Source organism: Ciceribacter sp. T2.26MG-112.2, assembly GCF_900492205.1.
Lineage (GTDB): Bacteria > Pseudomonadota > Alphaproteobacteria > Rhizobiales > Rhizobiaceae > Allorhizobium > Allorhizobium naphthalenivorans_A.
Genome location: NZ_UEYQ01000016.1, coordinates 60,183 through 79,072, shown reverse-complemented (window position 1 = coordinate 79,072; position 18,890 = coordinate 60,183). Strand labels below are relative to the sequence as shown.

Annotated in this window: 19 protein-coding genes; 5 read left to right on the top strand and 14 right to left on the bottom strand. The window is 63.3% G+C overall.

The features are described from left to right. Both DYZ14_RS18385 and DYZ14_RS18380 read right to left on the bottom strand, forming a co-directional pair. The coding region (locus tag DYZ14_RS18385) for a hypothetical protein (RefSeq protein ID WP_154722034.1) at positions 1-264 on the bottom strand (264 nt) is incomplete at its 3' end. Next, positions 261-728, bottom strand: coding sequence for a pyridoxamine 5'-phosphate oxidase family protein (locus DYZ14_RS18380; RefSeq protein ID WP_232365583.1), 468 nt, complete (start codon positions 726-728; stop codon positions 261-263). The genes DYZ14_RS18385 and DYZ14_RS18380, both read right to left, overlap by 4 nt. Positions 729-868: 140 nt before the next feature. Here DYZ14_RS18380 and DYZ14_RS18375 point away from each other — a divergent pair, with 140 nt between their 5' ends. Next, positions 869-2,413, top strand: coding sequence for a flavin-containing monooxygenase (locus DYZ14_RS18375; RefSeq protein WP_210209305.1), 1,545 nt, complete (start codon positions 869-871; stop codon positions 2,411-2,413). A 58-nt stretch (positions 2,414-2,471) separates the two neighbouring features. On the opposite strand, the gene DYZ14_RS18370 is transcribed toward DYZ14_RS18375, so the two are convergent. Next, the gene (locus tag DYZ14_RS18370; RefSeq protein WP_154722033.1) at positions 2,472-2,975 is read right to left on the bottom strand and encodes a pyridoxamine 5'-phosphate oxidase family protein; all 504 of its coding nucleotides are present in this window, start codon (positions 2,973-2,975) and stop codon (positions 2,472-2,474) included. Between the two features lie 195 nt (positions 2,976-3,170). On the opposite strand from DYZ14_RS18370, the gene DYZ14_RS18365 reads away from it, so the two are divergent. Then, complete coding sequence (locus DYZ14_RS18365; protein ID WP_154722032.1) at positions 3,171-3,917, top strand: YebC/PmpR family DNA-binding transcriptional regulator; 747 nt, start codon at positions 3,171-3,173, stop codon at positions 3,915-3,917. 99 nt (positions 3,918-4,016) lie between these two features. On the opposite strand, the gene DYZ14_RS18360 is transcribed toward DYZ14_RS18365, so the two are convergent. The 11 genes from DYZ14_RS18360 to ybgC all read right to left on the bottom strand — a co-directional run bounded on the left by DYZ14_RS18360 (position 4,017) and on the right by ybgC (position 15,787). Next, positions 4,017-4,568, bottom strand: coding sequence for a hypothetical protein (locus DYZ14_RS18360; protein ID WP_154722031.1), 552 nt, complete (start codon positions 4,566-4,568; stop codon positions 4,017-4,019). 72 nt (positions 4,569-4,640) lie between these two features. Beyond that, positions 4,641-5,996 (bottom strand): phosphoglucosamine mutase, encoded by a 1,356-nt coding sequence (gene glmM / locus DYZ14_RS18355; RefSeq protein WP_154722030.1) that lies wholly within the window; start codon positions 5,994-5,996, stop codon positions 4,641-4,643. Between the two features lie 226 nt (positions 5,997-6,222). After that, entirely contained in the window at positions 6,223-8,160 is a 1,938-nt protein-coding gene (gene ftsH / locus DYZ14_RS18350; protein WP_154722029.1) for an ATP-dependent zinc metalloprotease FtsH, read from the bottom strand. 121 nt (positions 8,161-8,281) lie between these two features. Beyond that, positions 8,282-9,547, bottom strand: a complete 1,266-nt coding sequence (gene tilS, locus DYZ14_RS18345; RefSeq protein ID WP_195950016.1) for a tRNA lysidine(34) synthetase TilS — start codon at positions 9,545-9,547, stop codon at positions 8,282-8,284. Positions 9,548-9,621: 74 nt separating this feature from the next. Then, positions 9,622-10,599 (bottom strand): tol-pal system protein YbgF, encoded by a 978-nt coding sequence (gene ybgF / locus DYZ14_RS18340; protein WP_154722027.1) that lies wholly within the window; start codon positions 10,597-10,599, stop codon positions 9,622-9,624. Positions 10,600-10,767: 168 nt separating this feature from the next. Then, positions 10,768-11,298, bottom strand: coding sequence for a peptidoglycan-associated lipoprotein Pal (pal, locus tag DYZ14_RS18335; protein ID WP_115669671.1), 531 nt, complete (start codon positions 11,296-11,298; stop codon positions 10,768-10,770). A gap of 155 nt (positions 11,299-11,453) precedes the next feature. Beyond that, positions 11,454-12,761, bottom strand: a complete 1,308-nt coding sequence (gene tolB, locus DYZ14_RS18330; RefSeq protein WP_154722026.1) for a Tol-Pal system beta propeller repeat protein TolB — start codon at positions 12,759-12,761, stop codon at positions 11,454-11,456. Positions 12,762-12,782: 21 nt separating this feature from the next. Next, positions 12,783-13,898, bottom strand: coding sequence for a hypothetical protein (locus DYZ14_RS18325; RefSeq protein WP_154722025.1), 1,116 nt, complete (start codon positions 13,896-13,898; stop codon positions 12,783-12,785). 9 nt (positions 13,899-13,907) lie between these two features. Beyond that, on the bottom strand, positions 13,908-14,363 hold the full coding sequence (gene tolR, locus DYZ14_RS18320; protein ID WP_154722024.1) for a protein TolR: 456 nt from the start codon (positions 14,361-14,363) through the stop codon (positions 13,908-13,910). 25 nt (positions 14,364-14,388) lie between these two features. Then, a complete protein-coding gene (gene tolQ / locus DYZ14_RS18315) occupies positions 14,389-15,108 on the bottom strand; it encodes a protein TolQ (RefSeq protein ID WP_115669667.1) in 720 nt (239 codons plus the stop codon). A 238-nt stretch (positions 15,109-15,346) separates the two neighbouring features. After that, complete coding sequence (ybgC, locus tag DYZ14_RS18310; protein WP_154722023.1) at positions 15,347-15,787, bottom strand: tol-pal system-associated acyl-CoA thioesterase; 441 nt, start codon at positions 15,785-15,787, stop codon at positions 15,347-15,349. 124 nt (positions 15,788-15,911) lie between these two features. Between ybgC and DYZ14_RS18305 the strand changes: the two genes are divergently transcribed. Genes DYZ14_RS18305 through DYZ14_RS18295 form a run of 3 tightly spaced genes read left to right on the top strand, consistent with a single transcriptional unit; the run spans position 15,912 to position 18,888 of the window. After that, positions 15,912-17,132 carry an NAD-dependent epimerase/dehydratase family protein gene (locus DYZ14_RS18305; RefSeq protein ID WP_154722022.1) on the top strand — a complete coding sequence of 407 codons (1,221 nt, stop codon included), beginning with the start codon at positions 15,912-15,914 and terminating at the stop codon, positions 17,130-17,132. Next, positions 17,129-18,001: a glycosyltransferase gene (locus DYZ14_RS18300; RefSeq protein ID WP_154722021.1), complete on the top strand. Its 873-nt coding sequence runs from the start codon at positions 17,129-17,131 to the stop codon at positions 17,999-18,001. Before DYZ14_RS18305 ends, DYZ14_RS18300 begins: the two co-directional genes overlap by 4 nt. Then, positions 17,998-18,888: an NAD-dependent epimerase/dehydratase family protein gene (locus tag DYZ14_RS18295; RefSeq protein WP_154722020.1), complete on the top strand. Its 891-nt coding sequence runs from the start codon at positions 17,998-18,000 to the stop codon at positions 18,886-18,888. The genes DYZ14_RS18300 and DYZ14_RS18295 overlap by 4 nt, the downstream gene beginning before the upstream one ends. Positions 18,889-18,890 lie beyond the last annotated feature (2 nt).

Below are 18,890 nucleotides of genomic sequence, written 5' to 3'. Positions count from 1 at the left end.
CTCTTTGAGTTCGATGAGGGTTGCCTCGTCCAGGCTGTCGATATCGATCTGCCGCATTTGCTCCGCCCCACTCCCCTGTTGACCGTCAATACCACCATGCCAAACGCCAATTTGGCAGACAACCAGATGCCGACGGATGGTCCTGTTTTCGGGCACTGCCACCCAATCAGCCCCGCTTACAAGGCCGTCGGCATCGGCCGTCGCGATGATCGACGGGATGACGCCTTCGAAACAGGCTTCGAGTTCGACGAGCGACCACGTCATCGGCCAATGCTCGCGCGCTTCGTGCCGGCCTGCGCCCCGGGCGTCTGCACATAGACCGACGATATCCTGATGGTGGCCACCACGGCATCGCGGGTGGTGAGCCACGGGGCGATGATCTCCGGCAGGAGACCGTTGCGCATCAGCGTCGATACGATCGAGACCGTGTAGCCCGCGGATCGCTCGATTTCCGCCGGGCTGGCGGGCCTGAGGCTTGCCGTCCCCTTGATCTGGTAGGTGACGTAGTCGGAAGGGCGGGAGAAGGTCACTGCGATACGGCCGTTCTCCTCGATATTGGCGATGGTCTGCGGCCATTGCCAGGCCGAAAGGACGAGATCGACGGTGTCCCGGCCGGTGCACCAGGCGCCGACGCCGCGCGCGATCCCGGGCCGTCGGGCGGCGTCGGCCGTCCCGACAATCTGCATGACAGGGCTCTCGATGAAAGCCGCAAGCTCCGAGTCCAGCATGATGTTCTCCGTGAGGACCGATCCTTACAGCAGTTATGCAGCTTTTAGGATAAGCGATCCGCCTCTTAGGAAGCTTTTAGGAAACGACCTTGGCGGATGCGCCTATAGCCACGCTCCATCACAGACCAGGGAGCACATTCATGCAACAGGAACTGACAAACACCATGCCGGAGAATGCGGTCGCCATCATCGGGGCGGGGCCCGGGGGACTTGCCGCGGGCCGATGGCTGCGCGCCCACGGCTTCGAGCCGGTGATCTTCGAGGCGGCCGCACGGGTCGGGGGGCAGTGGAACTCGGCCTCGGCGTCGAGCGCCACCTGGCCCGGCATGCGCACCAATACCAGTCGGGTGATGACCGCTTTCTCCGATCTCGACCATGCGCCGGGCACGCCGACCTATGTCAGCCAGGAGGACATGCTCGACTATCTGGAGCGCTATGCCTTCACCGCCGGCCTGCTGCCGCATCTGCGGCTCTCCACCCGCGTCGAAGCGCTGGACCGTGCGTCGGGCGGCGGCTGGCTGGTGCGTTCCGTCGCCGGCGGCCGCGTCCGCCAGGACGTGTTCAAGCGGGTGATCGTCGCCAGCGGTCGCCACCGTTCGCCGCAGATCCCCGAGGTCGCCGGGCTCGACCGTTTCGGCGGCAACCTCGGCGCGGTACATGCGGCCCAGTACAACGGCGTCGAACGCTATCGCGGCCGCATTGTCCTGGTCGCCGGCTGTTCGATCAGTGCGCTGGAGATCGCTTCCGAACTTGCCTATGGCGGTGCCGCAAGGGTCGTGGTCTGCAATCGGCGGCAACGCTACGTACTGCCGAAGCTGATCGCCGGCGTGCCGACCGAACATGTGATGTTCAATCGCGCTTCGGCGCTTCTGGGGGCCGTTGCCCCGCCGGAGGCGCTGGCAGCCGGTTTGAAGGCGAAGGTCCTGAGCGTCGCCGGGAATCCGGCACAGTTCGGCGCGCCGGCCCCGGACGAGAATATCTTCGCTGCCGGCATTACCCAGTCGCACCATTTCCTCCCGGCGGTCGCCGAGGGCCGTATCACCGTCGCGCCCTGGATCCGCAGAATCGAGGGTAGCAGGGTTCTGTTCGACGACGGTTCGGCCTTCGATGCGGACGGCATCGTCTTCGGTACCGGTTACCGCCTCTCGCTGCCGTGGCTCGGTGCCGACATCGCCAAGGCGGTCGATCTGGACGACAGCCATCTCGATCTGCACGAACACAGCTTCCATCCGAATCTGCCGGGGCTGGCCTTTCTGGGGCTGTACGATCTCGTCGGACCCTATCTTCCCGTGCTCGAACTTCAGGCGCGGTGGATCAGCTATTGCTTCGCCGGTCTGCGGCCGATGCCGTCGCAGGCGGAAATGCACGCCGGTGTGGCGCGCAGCAGGGCGATGCGGGCCGGCCCGGCGAGCATGCCGATGAACGCGGCAGCGCTGATGTTCGCTGGTCATGCCGGCGTCGAGCCGAACCCGGGCGAATGGCCGGATCTGGAGCGGGCACTTCTGTTTGGGCCGCTGTCGGCCGTCTCATTCAGGCTCACAGGCCCAGACGCCCTTGGCGATGCCCATGCCCGCAGCCAGGAGGCGGCGAGGGCATTCGGAGCGATCACGGGAACCGAGTTCACTGCCGAGGAACGCGGGCTTTGCGACATGCTTGGCCGGCGGCTCATCACCTCCGCCGCCTGATGTCAAGGCAAACGCCCGGCTCAATGGCCGGGCGTTCATCCTTCGGTAGGGCTCGAAATCAGGCGAAGGAGACGCGGCGGTGGACGCCGATGTCAGGCTGCTTGTCGTCGCTGAGGTTCGCCTTGGCGATCTCCCAGCCGAACTTCAGGGGATTGCCGGTCGATGCCCAGATCTCGCCGTCGTCGAGCTTGAGGGCCAGCATGGTAAGCTTGGGGTCGGCCTTGCCGCCGTCATACCACGCCTCGACGATCGAGCTCCAGTATTCGTCGATCTTGGCCGGATCCTTACGCTCGGTGATCACGCCGCCGAGGCAGGCATGATAGTCGTGGTCCTTGCCGACGACGCAGAAATGCGCGCGGCTGCCGGGCTTCAGCGCCTGCACGAGATGCGAATCCGTCTTGGTGAAGAACCAGATTGTATTGGTCTTCGGATCGGCGAAAGGCGCCATCGGCTGCATGTTCATGTGGCCGCCTTCGAGCCCGAGCATTCCGGCATGGATGTCGTCGATCTCCTCCCACAGCTGCTCGACCGGGGTTTCGCGCGCTTCGCTGAAGCTTGCCATGAACCATCTCCTGTTGTTGGTGGGTTTCGGCAAGGGAACGGGCCGGCCGGTGTTCTTGTTCCCGCGAAAGCGCTGGCGGTGTGGATTGACGGGCCGAAGGCGGCGGGTCGGCGAATCGTGCAGTTCCCCTTGAACAGGGCCGATTTCGCTCGTATAAGGCGCCATTCCTCACAAATAGACCTGATCAGGGGTGCCATGGCTGGCCATTCACAGTTTAAAAACATCATGCACCGCAAGGGAAAACAGGACGGCATCCGTTCCAAGATGTTTTCCAAGCTCGCGCGCGAAATCACGGTGGCGGCGAAGATGGGCCTGCCCGACCCGACTATGAACGCCGCCCTTCGCCTGGCCGTGCAGAACGCCAAGGCGCAGTCGATGCCGAAGGACAATATCGACCGTGCGATCAAGAAGGCCTCGGGCGCTGACGCCGAGAGCTATGACGCGATTCGCTACGAGGGCTACGGTCCGGGCGGCATCGCCGTCATCGTCGAGACGCTGACCGACAACCGCAATCGCACCGCATCCACCGTTCGTTCGACCTTCACCAAGGCCGGCGGCGCGCTCGGCGAAACCGGCTCGGTGTCCTTCTCCTTCGACCATGTCGGCGAGATCACCTACAAGGCTTCCGTCGGCGATGCCGACAAGGTCATGGAAGCGGCGATCGAGGCCGGCGCCGAAGACGTCGTGTCGGACGAAGACGGCCATACGATCTACTGCGCCTTCGAGGACATGAACGAAGTGTCGAAGGCGCTCGAAGACGTGCTCGGTGCGGCGGAAAGCGTCAAGGCGATCTGGAAGCCGCAGAACACGATCGAGGTCGACGAGGAAAAGGCGCAGTCGCTGATGAAGCTGATCGGCACGCTGGAAGACGACGACGACGTGCAGAACGTCTATTCGAACTTCGAAGTGTCGGACGAAGTCATGGCCAAGCTGTCGGCCTGATAGAATTAGTTGTTGAGCATAGTGGGATCTGGCTTATATCGCCAGATCCCAAACGGCATTGTGTCAGTCGGGGCAGGCCGCTCGGCGAACCTTGATTTTCTAGACTGCTAGACCGTCTTCTTCAATTCGTTCCAGATTGCGTAGCACCTCGCCAATCTGTTCGCTCAATTCCTCCAACATCCCGATTGCGAACCTAAGCCGGGCCTCTGCTTCGTCTTCGCTACGAGCTAGTGCAACGGATGCGCAAGCGCTAGTAAACTTGCTCGCGGTGTCTCGGACTCCATCGTCATCTATTCTGACGCGCAGAACCGAGATTTGCGTGGTTGCTTCGAACGCATTGTTGTTTGCGTCGTCAGGAAACTGGCCTTTTCCCCACACTCTAGTCTTGCGGAACTCCATGATATCCGCATGGTGCATTTTGCCAGTTGCGCGCGTTAGTTTTGCTAACTGTTCTTGAAGCGCCAAGATTGTTTCGCGCTGAAATTCTGCCCTCCGAAGCAACCGTGCATCGCGTCGCGTCTCGATACGGGCGTCTCTCTCGCGTCTAGCGATGCGCCGGTCGGCTAAAGAGTCGTAGAATCCTTTAAGAACTACCCCTATGATCAGAGTAACCACCGGGAACCATACCTCTGCGGGAAGAATGTGCTCCAATTTCGACCGTCCTTCCGTTGGTCATGGTCTGACATCTTCACGAATTAGTCTCAGTTCCGCAAATCGGCGCCCTCAGGCGGCGGCACTCCGCACGCTTGCGATCACGCTTACCAGCCCGTTGACGATGCGCTCGACCTGTTCGTGGTCGTCGCCCTCCGCCATGACGCGGATCAGCGGTTCTGTTCCAGACGGGCGGATGACCAGACGGCCGTTTTTCGACAGTTCGCTCTCCGCGTCGGCGATCGCCTGCTTGACGGTTGCATCCTCCAGCGGCTTGCCGCCGGAGAAGCGGACATTGCGCAGGAGCTGCGGCACGGGTTCGAAGCGGTGGCAGATTTCGCTCACGGTCTTGCCGGTGCGCTTGACGCAGGCGAGGATCTGCAACGCGGCGACCAGGCCGTCGCCGGTGGTGCCGAAATCGGACAGTACGATATGGCCCGACTGCTCGCCGCCGACGTTGAAATTGTGCTGGCGCATGTGCTCGACGACATAGCGGTCGCCGACCTTGGTGCGGGCGAGTGTGAGGCCCTTGCCCGAGAGGAAGCGTTCGAGACCGAGATTCGACATGACGGTGGCGACGATGCCGTCGCCCCTGAGGGTCTGGTCCTGCGCCCAGGTCTCGGCAATTGCCGCCATCAGCTGGTCGCCGTCGACGATCTTGCCGTTCTCGTCGACGATGATGACGCGGTCGGCATCGCCGTCGAGCGCGATGCCGATGTCGGCGCGCACCTCGTGGACCTTCTGTTGCAGGGCGGCCGGATGGGTCGAGCCGCAATCGAGGTTGATGTTGGTACCGTTCGGCGCATTGCCGATGGTCACCACCTCGGCGCCGAGCTCCCAGAGAGCGGCCGGCGCCACCTTGTAGGCAGCACCGTTGGCGCAGTCGATCGCGACCCTGAGGCCATGCAGCGTGACGTCGCGCGGCAGCGTGCGCTTGACGAATTCGATATAGCGGTAGATGTCGCCCTCGACGCGCTTGGCCCGGCCGATCTCATGGGCGGGTGCCAGCTGCGCGTAGATGTCGTCTTCCAGCAGGGCCTCGATCTGGTGCTCGATCTCGTCGGAGAGCTTGTAGCCGTCCGGGCCGAACAGCTTGATGCCGTTGTCGGCGAAGGGATTGTGCGAGGCGGAAATCATCACGCCGATATCGGCACGCAGCGAGCGCGTCAGCATGGCGACGGCGGGCGTCGGGATCGGGCCGAGCAGGAAGACGTCGAGACCGGCGGCGGTGAAGCCGGCGACCAGCGCGTTCTCCAGCATGTAACCAGAAAGACGGGTGTCCTTGCCGATCACCACCCGGTGGCGATGGTGGCCGCGGCGGAAGATCGTGCCGACGGCAATGCCGACGCGCATGGCGAGATCGGGGGTCATCGGAAACTGGTTGGACTGACCACGAATGCCGTCCGTACCGAAATAGCGACGAGTCATCTGTTCTCCTGCAAGGATCGAGCCGGTGCCGATAGGCGCGGGCGAAAGGCGCTGGATTCCCGAGCCGGCCAAGTGGCCGGCAATACTGCAATGCGCGTGCTCTTGCCACAAAACGGGACGAAGGGCACGTAAATTAGCGTCAACAGCGCATACATCTTGTGAGCGAAAAGAAAAAGGCCACCCGCCGACGTCGAGGGGTGGCCTTCGTGTTTTTTGGTTGGCAAGCTTAATGCGGCTGGGGCTCGAGGCCGCCTTCCGGCTCGCCGCCCTTCGGCGCGTCCTTCTTGGAACCGGTCGAAGGAACCGCAGAGCCGCGTCCCGACGGGGTGTCGTCGCCGAGGTCACGGGCCGGCTTTTCGCCGCGCAACAGCGCCTTGATCTCATCGCCCGACAAGGTTTCGTATTCCAAGAGGCCTTCGGCCATGGTGACGAAGTCGTCGTGCTTTTCGGTCAGGATACGGCGAGCCTCGGTATAGGCCTCGTCGATCAGGCGGCGCACTTCGGTGTCGATCTTCTGCGCGGTCGATTCCGAGACGTTCTTGGTCTGCGAAACCGAATGGCCGAGGAAGACTTCCTGCTGGTTCTCGCCGTAGGCGACCTGGCCGAGCACGTCCGAGAAGCCCCACTGCGTGACCATGGCGCGGGCGAGCTTGGTCGCCTGCTCGATGTCGGAGGATGCGCCCGACGTGATGTTTTCCTTGCCGAAGGTCAATTCTTCGGCAACGCGGCCGCCCATCATGATGATGAGGCGCGAGACCATCCACTTGTAGCTCATCGAGTAGCGGTCGCCCTCGGGCAACTGCATGACCATGCCGAGCGCACGGCCGCGCGGGATGATGGTCGCCTTGTGCAGCGGGTCGGCGACCGGAACGTTGAGCGCGGTGATCGCATGGCCGGCTTCGTGATAGGCGGTCAGCTTCTTTTCGGCTTCGGTCATGGCGGAGGAGCGGCGTTCCGCACCCATCATGATCTTGTCCTTTGCGTCTTCGAATTCGGCCATTGTGACAACGCGCTTGTTGCGGCGGGCGGCCATGAGGGCGGCTTCGTTGACGAGGTTCATCAGGTCGGCGCCGGAGAAGCCCGGCGTGCCGCGGGCGAGAACCTTGAGGTCGACGTTCGGAGCGAGCGGTACGTTGCGTGCATGGACCTTGAGGATGCGTTCGCGGCCGACAATGTCGGGGTTCGGCACGACGACCTGGCGGTCGAAACGGCCGGGACGCATCAGCGCCGGGTCGAGAACGTCGGGACGGTTGGTCGCTGCGATCAGGATGACACCCTCATTGGCTTCGAAGCCGTCCATCTCGACCAGCAGCTGGTTCAGCGTCTGTTCGCGCTCGTCGTTGCCGCCGCCAAGGCCTGCGCCACGATGGCGGCCGACGGCGTCGATTTCGTCGATGAAGATGATGCAGGGCGCGTTCTTCTTGGCCTGCTCGAACATGTCGCGGACACGGGATGCGCCGACGCCGACGAACATTTCGACGAAGTCCGAACCGGAAATGGTGAAGAAGGGCACGTTGGCTTCGCCGGCAACCGAGCGGGCGAGCAGCGTCTTGCCGGTGCCCGGAGGACCGACCAGCAGCACGCCGCGGGGGATCTTGCCGCCGAGGCGCTGGAACTTCTGCGGATCACGGAGGAATTCGACGATTTCCTCGAGGTCCTGCTTGGCTTCGTCGACACCTGCGACGTCCTCAAACGTCACGCGGCCATGCGCCTCGGTCAGCAGCTTGGCCTTCGACTTGCCGAAGCCCATGGCGCCGCCGCGGCCGCCGCCCTGCATCTGGCGCATGAAGAACAGCCAGACGCCGAGGATCAAGAGCATGGGCAGAAGAGTGCCGATATAGCTCAGGAAGCCGGACGAGCCGTCGGTTTCGGGGCGCGCGACGATCATCACGTTCTTGTCTTGCAGCTTCTGCAGGAGGCTGCCATCGACGACCGGCGAATAGGTCTGGAATGCCGTGCCGTTCTCGACATAGGTGCCGAGCACGCGGTTTCCTGTGACGGTCACGTCACGGACCCGGCCGGCATCCACTTCGCGGAGAAATTGCGAATAGGGTATTTCGCGCGAACTGGTTTGCGACGGCGACGTCTGGAACATGCTGAACAAGGCAATCAGCAGAAGGGCTATGATCGCCCAGAGCGCGAAATTCCGAAAATTTGGGTTCATAGAACTCCCCGAACATGTGTTGCGCGCTGAATGCCCGCCAGATTATCGACTAACATAGGATCGCACTGGGGCATTGCCAAGGCAAAGCCGCGCTTGCAATGCGTTTTCCGTCAATAACCGCTTAAGTCGGGGGCGGCAAATAGGCCTTGCCTCCAAACAGGCCTGCGACCGCATCGGCGAGGGGGAGGTCGGTTTCGGCAAGGAAGCGGTCAAACAGCGGAAAGGCGGGCTCGACCTTGGCATGCGCGGCAGTGGCCTGGCTAACGCGCGCAAACGCCGATTCTGCCCGGATCTGCGGGGAAATCTTCGCCATGTGGGAGAGCATTGCCGGTGGCAAGACGTGTGCTTCGGGTGACAGATGCAGGTCCGTGCGAGGTGCGACCTGCAACGCCTTGTCGGTCGGGTTGGTGATGCGGTATCGGCCATCCCACAGGAGGGTCGTATGCGCCGGCACCGGACGCGGCAAAACATCGCGGACTTCGCGCATGATATAGAGGCCATCGCGCCGGCACTGCACGAGGGCGCGCGCCAGCGTCGTCCGGCCGGGCAATCCTGAACCCACCAGCCGCATCAGTTTGTCCATCGCGGCCCCAGCTGGCCGGTGCGGCTTGCCGCCGGCGATCGCCACGAGCGTCGCAAGCGCATGGCGCAGAATTGCCGGATCGGCACCGAGCGCCTCGGGCGAAAGTGCGATGAGGCAGCCGGCATGAAGCGTGGCGCTGCTTGCGATCAGATCCGCCGCGCCCTCTGATAAATGACGCCGTCGCACGGCGGCTTCGTCTGTGGACAGCAGCGAGGCTGAACTCTGATCCTGTCGGATACGGACGCGCTCATAGCGACGGTCGACATTGCTCGGATCGTCGATCCAGCCGAAGCCGGCATTGCAAAGATAGTCGCGGATAGCCTCCCGTCGCACCTTGAGAAAGGGCCTCAGCAGCCAGATGCGTCGGTCGTAGAGGGTCGCGCTCGCCATGCCCGACAGGCCGATGCTGTCCTCGTCGGCGCGGGCGGCGCGCATGGCGATCGTTTCGTCCTGATCGTCGGCTGTGTGGCCGGTGACGATGGCGGTTGCGCCAAGCGCCGTGGCGGCGTCGGCGAGCAAGCGATAGCGCGCCTCGCGGGCTGTCGCGGAAATGCCGGTCAGGGGCTTCTCTCCGTGCCACGTCAGGATGCGGTGGGGAATGTCGAGTGACGCGCAGAGGCGAGCGACAGCCTGGGCTTCGTCGGACGAGCCGGCGCGCAGTGCATGGTCGACGGTCGCTGTGACAAGGCTGTGGGGCGCGCCACAATCGGCAATCGCACGCTTCAGGGCCAACAACAGGCCGGTCGAATCGCTGCCGCCGGAGATGGCGACGAGCAGGCGGGTCGGATGGCGAATGGAAGTCAAGAACCGCCGTGCGGCGTGTTCGGGGGATGCATGGGGGGCGGGAGAAGGCGTGTCCACGGCAGCGCCGCAGCCGGTCAGCAGCGAAGCCGCTTCTGCTCCGAGGCGACCTTGGAGACCACGGCGCGCGATGCCTTGGGATAACGCTTCGTCACTTCGCGCAGGGTGGCGCAGGCGGTCTCGGTATTGTCGAGGGCGGCAAGGGACATGCCGAGCTTCAAGAGCATTTCCGGTGCCTTGGGCGAGGAGCCGTAGGCCTGGTGGGCGTTGAGGAAGGTCTTTGCCGATTCGTTGAACTTGCCCTGCGAATACTGCGCTTCGCCCAACCAGAAATTGGCATCGGCGATCTTGGCGCTCTGGGGGTAGCTGGAAATGAAATCGGCAAGCTCGTTCTCGGCCATGGCGTAATCACCGGAAAGGACATGCGCATAGGCCACCTGATAGAGATCGCCTTCGGATCCGATCGAAGCGGTGCTCGATGGGGAAGTCGGCGGCGCGACGGTCTCGACGCCGGGAAGGGCGGTCGATCCGTTGCCGATCGCATCCTGGTTGACCGTCGCCGAACGCGGCATGCCGGAAGAGTCCAGTTCGATCGAACCGAGGACCTGTTCCGGCTGGGCCAGGGGGTCGGACCCGGCATTGCTGCCGGGTGCCGGGTCCTGGGTAATGATTTCGGCAACGGAATCGGATTGACCGCCGCCGTCGACCGGCGTGTCGAGGGCGCCGCTCTTCCTGGCTCCACCCTTCTCGAGATCCTGGAAGCGGAACTCGTTGTCTTCCTGGGTCTTGCGCATCTGCTCCTGCATCTGCAGGATCTGGAAGCTCATTTCCTCGATCCGGCCATTGAGGTTGCGGATTTCCTCCTCCAACTGCTGGACGCGGATCGCCGGATCCGCGCTTTGGGCGAGGATCACCGGTGCATGCTGGCCGTTGTCGGCGGCAGTCCCGGCTTGCGGCGCGGGGCGCGGTGCAAGCAATTGCATCGAACTGGCGCTTGCGGGCAGGCCGGCCACAGTCGCCGCTCCGAGCAATGCGGCCATGACAAGTCTTTTCATGTCTGGTTCCTGTCTCTCATGTCACGTCGCGCCGGGCTTGGCGCAACCCGGAGATTCTTTCCAATTGTCGGTAAAAAGCAACCGAAGTTCGGCCAAAGTGTGGAGAAAAGAAAAGGCGGCTCCCCGGAGGAAGCCGCCTTTTCGCAACTCTGCCGCTTGGGGCGTGGGTTACATTCCGGCGCCGCCGAGAACGGTGACCGCGCGGCGGTTCTGCGACCAGCAGGAAATGTCGTCGCAGACGGCGACCGGGCGTTCCTTGCCGTAGGAGATGGTCTTCATGCGGCTGGCCGGAACGCCGCGTGAGGCGAGGTAGTCGCGGGTGACGGCGGCGCGGCGTGCGCCCAGCGCCAGGTTGTATTCGCGCGTGCCGCGCTCGTCGGCATGGCCTTCGACGGTGATCGCATAGTTCGGATACTTGGCGAGCCACTGGGCCTGACGGTCGAGGATCTGCTGGGCGTCGGCGCGGATCGAGGTCGAGTCGGTGTCGAAGAAGATGCGGTCGCCGACATTGACGGTGAAGTCCTGGGTCGAGCCCGGCGTTGCCGCACCGGCGCCAAGGCCGAGGTCGGAGGCGCTGTTCGGCAGGTTCTTCTTCGAGGCGCAGCCGGCAAGCGCCAGCGTCAGGGCGAGGGCGATGACGGCCGGGTTGCTGGCGATCTGCTGCATGCGGCTCTTCGCCGGAGTGTGAATGCGGCTCATGGCCGGTCTCCTTGATGTCTTTCCGTTAGGGTTGCCGGACTTTAACCATTCGAGGTTAACCGGCATCCAACGAACATGGTTAAGAAAGTGTCAAATCACTGCCGCGAGGCGCCATTCTGCGGGACCTTGCGGCAGGAAAGCGGCATGAATGCGGCCTATTCGAGGAGCGGCGACCAGGCCGGATCGGAAGCGTAGGTCGGGGTCTTGACCAGCTGTTCGTTGTATCCGGTCAAGTCGATCGAATAGAGCTGCGGACCGCCGGCACCGGCCGTCTGGCGGAAGAACATCAGCACGCGGCCGTTCGGCGCCCAGGTCGGGCCCTCATTGTGGAAGCCGGAGGTGAGGATGCGCTCGCCCGAGCCGTCGGTCTTCATGACGCCGATCGAGAACTTGCCGCCCGACTGCTTGGTGAAGGCGATGAGGTCGCCGCGCGGCGACCAGACGGGGGTCGAGTAGGAGCCGTCGCCGAACGAGATGCGCTGCTGGCCCGAGCCGTCGGCGTTCATCACGTAAAGCTGCTGGCGACCGCCGCGGTCGGATTCGAAGACGATCCGGGCGCCGTCCGGAGAATAGGACGGCGAGGTGTCGATCGCAGCCGTCGAGGTGAGCCTCGTCGTGGTGCGCGAGCGCAGGTCCATGGTGTAGATGTTGGCATTGCCGTCCTGCTGCAGGCTCATGATGACGCGCTGGCCGTCGGGCGAGAAACGCGGCGAAAACGTCATGCCGGGGAAGTTGCCGACCACTTCGCGCTGCCCGGTCTCCAGCTGGAGAAGGTAGACGCGGGGCTGCTGGCCCTCGAACGACATGTAGGTCACTTCCTGGCGGCTCGGCGAGAAGCGCGGCGTCAGAACGATGTCCTTGGAGCCGGTCAGCATGCGGACGTTCTCCCCATCCTGGTCCATGATGGCGAGCTGGCGCTTGCGGTCGGTCTTCGGGCCGCTTTCCGAGACGAAGACGATGCGGGTGTCGAAATAGCCCTTTTCGCCGGTGATGCGCTCATAGATGGCATCGGCGATGATATGGGCGACACGCCGCCAGTTCTCCGGCTGGGTGTAGAACTGCTGGCCGGTCATCTGCTGGCCGGCAAAGGTGTCCCACAGGCGGAACTCGGCGCGAAGACGACCGTCGCCTTCCTTGCTGATCCGGCCGACGACGAGCGCCTGGGCGTTGACCACCTTCCAGTCCTCGAAGCGCGGAGCCTGGTCGGGATTGGTGATCTTTTCGATGAAGGCCGCGCGGTTGACCGGGGCGAAGAGGCCGGAGCGCTTGAGGTCGGCCTCGACGACGGCGGCGATCTTCGCGCCGATGCCGTCGGCCGAGACGAAGTCGGTGATCGCGATCGGCAGCGGCTCGACATTGCCCTTGTTGATGTTGATTTCGACGACGGCGCTCGCCGGGGTGGCAAAAGCGCCGGCCAGGCCGACAATCACCATCAGGGTTCGAAGAAGGTTGAGTTTCATCATAAGATCCAAGCCTTTCAGCTCTTACATCAGTTCGCTGGGGTCGAAATTGACGATCACTTCCGACCAGGCGTCGTATTTGTCCTGGGGAAGGTTCTTGAAGGGGGCGGAGCGCAGGACGGCGCGGCGCGCGCCGCCCATCAGCACCTGTTGGGTCTGCGGCGTGCCGCCGGTCGCGCTGACTTCCGGTTCGCCGATCAGCTGACCGGATTCGTCGAGCTGGAATTTCACCCGGATACGGACGTCGGCCGCATCGGCAAGCCCTGGAATGACCGACCAGTTGTTCTGGATCTGGCCGCGAAGCGCGTCCATCTCGCTCTGGCTGAGCTTCGAGCCGCCGGTGGTGGTCTTGCCGCCAAAGGCCGCCTTGTCCGGCGATGCCTTGGCGCCGCCGGCGGTCGGGTCGTTCTTGTTCAGGAGGGCCGCGACCTCGTCGGCGTTGAAATCGCTTTCCTTGGCGGATTTCGACTTTGCCGTCTCCTGGGTCTTGACGTCCTTCTTCTTGTTCTCGGCCTTGGCCGCCTCGCTCTGGCTCGGCTTGGTCTCCGCGGGCTTCGCCTCGGCCGGCTTCGGTTTTTCCGGCTTCGGCTTGGCGGAGGGGACCGGCACGTTGTCGGGCAGCGGGATTTCCTCGGCGGCCGCTTCTTCCGGCGGCGCTTGCTCGGCAGGCGGCTCGGGCTTCGGTTCCGGCGTCAGTTCGGGCTTCGGCGGTTCGGCCTTGGCCACTTCGACCGGTTTTTCGGCGACCGTCTCTTCCTTGATGATGTCCTTGATGTCGTTGGTGACATCGTCCTGCGTCGGCTGGACCTTCTCGACCTTTTCCGGGGCGGCCGATGATTCGGCATTGGTCGGCTTTTCGGCCGGTTTGGGCACCGATTTCAGGTCGACCTTGTTCTCGCCGACATTCTGCGCATCCGCGACGGAGGTCGGCTTCTTGGTCGGCACGGGGGCCGATTTCTCTGCGACCGGCGCGGACTTGTCGCCCTGCTGAATCTGGGTGATCTCCTCGATGGGCACGATCTCGACCGGCAGCGCCTCGACGTCCGCGACGTCGAAGGATTCGGGCGCGCCGATGCTGACCAGCGCGAAGGTGAGCGCCAGCCCGTGCAGCACAGCCGAAGAAATGAGACTAGCTCTCATCGCGTCCGATCACTTGTCCTGTTCTTGCAGGGTCACGAGGCCGATATTCTTGAAACCGGCCGCGGAAATGCGGGCCATGACCTGCATGACGGTGCCATAGGCTGCGGCGGTGTCGCCGCGCACATAGATGCGCTCATTGTAGCCGGTGGTGGCGATCGCCTCGAGCTTGGCAACCACGTCCTCGAGGGGGATCGCCGTCTCCTGGAGATAGATCTCGCCGGCCGGGTTGACCGAAATCGTGATCGGCTGGGTCTCGGAATTCATCGCCTTGGCCTGAGTTTCCGGCAGGTCGATCGGCACGCCGACCGTCATCATCGGTGCCGCGACCATGAAGATGATCAGGAGCACCAGCATGACGTCGACCATCGGCGTGACGTTGATCTCGCTCATCGGCGCCTTCTTGCCGCCGCGCCTTCCGCCACGACGGCCACCGCCGCCACCGCCCGATCCGACATTCATACCCATAGCGTGCGTCTCCTAGTCCGGACGATTACTGCGCGGCCTGGCGAGGCTGCAGCTTCTCATCGATCTGGCGCGAAAGAATGGCGGAGAACTCGTCGGCAAAGCCTTCCATGCGGGCGGTCAGCTTGCCTGCCTCGCCGGAAAACTTGTTGTAGGCGATGACGGCGGGGATAGCGGCGACGAGGCCGATCGCGGTGGCCAGCAGCGCCTCGGCGATACCGGGGGCGACGACCGCCAGGTTCGTCGACTTGGAGCCGGCGATGGCCTGGAACGAGGTCATGATACCGACGACCGTGCCGAACAGCCCGACGAAGGGGGCGGCAGAACCGATGGTCGCCAGCGAGGTGAGCCGGGCTTCCAGTCCTTCCGATTCGCGCGCCAGCGTCACGTCCATGGCGCGGTCAATACGCATCTGCAGGCCAATCGGCGAACGGGCGCCGCGCTCAAAACTCTTCTTCCATTCGCGCATCGCGGCGACGAACATGGCGGCAAGCCCGGTATTGCTGCGTTCCGCCAGCGTCCGGTAAAGCTCTTCCAGCGACTGACCCGACCAGAAAACCTGTTCGAACTGGTCGAACTGGCGGCGGGCACGCGAATAGCTCATGAACTTGTCGATGATGATCGCCCAGGTCCAGACCGAGGCGGCGAGCAGTCCGAGCATGACCAATTTGACGACAAAACCTGCCTGCATGAACAGGGCCCAAAGGCTCACGTCATGCGTCGCCGCTGCCAAACCTACTTCTTCCATCGCTTTTAAATCCCCGAAATCCAAACGCCCGGCACAGGACCGGGCGGTGAAAAAGCTCTGTTGCGGAATTGTACGGTTGCCATTGCCGAACGCCCTTATTCCGCTTCAAGCTCCCAGATTGCCTTCTTGCCCTCAAATTTGGTCAAAGGAAGGCGTGCGTTGCACAAATTTCCACGCGGGCAGTAAGACATCATTATGGTTAAGGGACCGTTAGCGCGGACCGGCGGCGCGGGCTCGATCAGGTGAGGAAACGGGCGGCCAGTCCTTCGGGGAGGCGGCGGGGACGACCGTTGCGATTGACCACGGCTATGACCACCTTGGCGACGATCAGCAGGTCGCCTGCGCGGCGGATTTCCTGTTCCAGCACCATCTTGGCGCCGCCGGCCTTGGTGGTGGCCGTCGTGATCTCCAGGACGTCGTCCATGCGGGCCGGTGACTTGAAGTCGATTTCCATGCGGTGGACGACGAAGACGAGGCCTTCCTCGTCCATGCCAATCAACGCGCTCTGTTCGACACCGAGACAGCGCAGATAGTCGGTTCTGCCACGCTCGAGGAAGTGCAGATAGCGGGCGTGATAGACCAGACCGGAGAAGTCGGTGTCTTCATAATAGACGCGCTGGGTGAGGCGATGACCCTCCTCCGTCAGTTCTCCACAGAGAGAAATCGTCTTTTGATTCATGCTCTTACCTTGTTCTGGCGGCATCTGTCCGGCTGTCCGTGCGCAGCGATCCGGCGACCATTGTAGTTCTGTCACAAATCGGCATTATCAGATTTCAGACCTTACCGGCACAGGAGACTACCATATGAAGATTGCAGTCATGGGCGGAGACGGATTCGTTGGCTGGCCGACTTCCCTCCATCTCTCCGATGCCGGTCACGATGTCCATATCCTCGACAACCTGTCGCGCCGCTGGATCGATACCGAACTTGGCGTGCAGTCGCTGACGCCGATGGATTCGATCCAGGAGCGCACCCGCATCTGGCACGCGGAAACGGGCCGGCGCATCCATTTCCATCTGATCGATCTCGCCAAGGACTACGAACTCCTGAAGAACTGGTTGGCGGAGGAGCGCCCGGACGCGATCATCCATTTCGCCGAACAGCGCGCCGCGCCCTATTCGATGAAGAGCGACCGCCACAAGAACTACACGGTCAACAACAATGTGAGCGCCACGCACAATCTGTTGAACGCGCTGACCGAACTCAGCCTCGATTCGCACCTCGTCCATCTCGGCACGATGGGCGTCTACGGTTATTCGACGGTCGGAGCCGCGATTCCGGAAGGCTATCTGCCGGTCGGCATCGAGACGATGCAGGGCGAGACGGTATCCCAGGAAATCCTCTATCCGAGCAATCCCGGCTCGATCTACCACATGACGAAGTGCCTCGATCAGCTGCTGTTCCAATTTTACGCCAAGAACGACGGCCTGCGGATCACCGACCTGCATCAGGGCATAGTCTGGGGGACGCACACCGAACAGACGCGCCGTCACGCGCAGCTGGTCAACCGTTTCGACTATGACGGCGACTATGGCACGGTTCTCAATCGCTTCCTGATCCAGGCGGCGATCGGTTATCCGCTGACCGTGCACGGCACCGGCGGACAAACGCGCGCCTTCATCCATATCCAGGATTCGGTGCGTTGCATCGAGATCGCGCTCAACAATCCGCCGGCGCGCGGGTCGCGCGTGGAAATCTTCAACCAGATGACGGAAACGCACCGGGTCCGCGATCTGGCCGAGATGATCTCGAAGATGACCGGCGCCGAGATCGCCTGGCTGCCCAATCCGCGCAAGGAAGCCCCGGAGAACGACCTGATCGTCAGGAACGAGAAGTTCCTCGGCCTCGGGCTCGAACCGACGACGCTGAAGGGCGGCCTGCTCGACGAGATCGTCGACGTTGCCAAGAAGTTCGCCTATCGCGTCGATCGTTCGCGCGTGCCGGCCGTCTCGGCCTGGACCAAGGACATCGCCAAGACGATCAACCGCGACCCTGAAGGCAAGAAGCTGAAATCCGTGTCATGATGATGGGCACGGAAATGCTGCGCGGCATCCGGCCGCAGACCACGGCCGGTTCGCGCAACGCCTTCGTCACCCTGGTGACTAATGCGGACTATGCCATGGGCGCGGTGGCGCTGGCACGGTCGATCCGGCTGACCGGCAGCCCTGCCGATATCGTCGTGCTTTTCACCGGCGGGGTGGAGGCGAGCGCCCTCCAGCCGCTGGAAGCGCTCGGCTGCCGGCTGGTGGAGGTCGATCATCTGCCTCTCTCGCATGCGTTCAACCTGCGCCACGGGCGCGGCAATCTGCATGCGAATGCGCCCTTCACCAAGGGGCGCAAGCCGTCCTTCCACTCGCCGCTCGACAATTTCTGCAAGTTGAGACTGTGGCAACTGATCGACTACGCGACCTGCGTCTTCATCGATGCGGACGCGATCGTGCTCAAGAACATCGACAAGCTGTTCGACTACCCGGAATTCTCCGCCGCGCCGAATGTATACGAGAGCCTTGCCGATTTTCATCGGCTGAACTCCGGCGTGTTCGTCGCCAAGCCGTCGCTTGCCACCTTCGGCGCCATGCTCAAGCAACTGGACGAGCCGGACGTGTTCTGGCGGCGCACCGACCAGACATTTCTCGAAACCTTCTTTTCCGACTGGCACGGCCTGCCGGTGTTCATGAACATGCTGCAATATGTCTGGTTCAACCTGCCGGAGCTGTGGGACTGGAAAGAGATCGGCGTCCTGCACTACCAATATGAAAAGCCGTGGGAGGCCGACCATCCGAAGGCGACGCTGCTCAGGCCGCTGATCGATCTGTGGCATGCCTATTATTCCGGCGTTGGCGTTCCGGACACCGCGACGCTGGCCAATCCGGCGCCGGCGGCTGCGGCATGAAGGTCCTGGTCTCCGGGGGCAAGGGGCTGGTCGGCCGCTATGTCGTCGAAGCCCTGCTTTCCGGCGGCTATGACGTGATCGTCGGCGGGCGGTCGCCGCCTGCGGCGGGTTACTTCTCGCGGCCTGTCGCGTTTCGCCCGCTGTCGCTCGATCCAGAACACGATCCGATCGACGCTTTCGATGACGCCTATCACTTCGTCCACGCGGCCTTCGACCACGAGCCGGGGAAATACCGGGGCGGGGAAGGCGACGATCCGGTGCGGTTTCGCCGGCTGAATCTCGATGGGACGGTGAAGCTATTCGATGCCGCGCGGCGGGCCGGAGTGCGGCGCGTGGTGTTTCTGTCGAGCCGGGCCGTTTATGACGGCATGGCGCCGGAGGAACCTCTGGTCGAGACGGCGGAGCTGCATCCGGAAAGCCTTTACGGCGAAGTCAAGTTGCTGGCCGAGCAGGTGCTGGCGGAGATGTCCGGCGCGGGCTTTGCCGGGTCAAGCCTCCGGTTGACCGGCGTCTACGGGCATCTTCGGCCGAACAAATGGGACGATATGTTCGCCAATTACCTCTCGGGCAGGGCGGTGCCGGTGCGTGCCGGCTCGGAAGTGCACGGCCGCGACGTCGGACAAGCGGTGCGACTGATGCTGGAGGGCGATACGGCGCGCGTGTGCGGCGAGGCGTTCAACGTCTCGGACGTCGTCACCGACACGCATGAGATCCTCGCGACCCTAAAGATGGCGACCGGGTCTCCGCACCCGCTGCCGGTGCCGGCAGACAAGACGCTCGTGGCGGAGATGGCGACGGACAAGATCCGCGCGCTGGGCTGGATGCCGGGTGGCAAAGAACGGCTCGAAGCGACAGTTCGGAGTTTCGCAGACAGCTTGCGGTGCTGAGC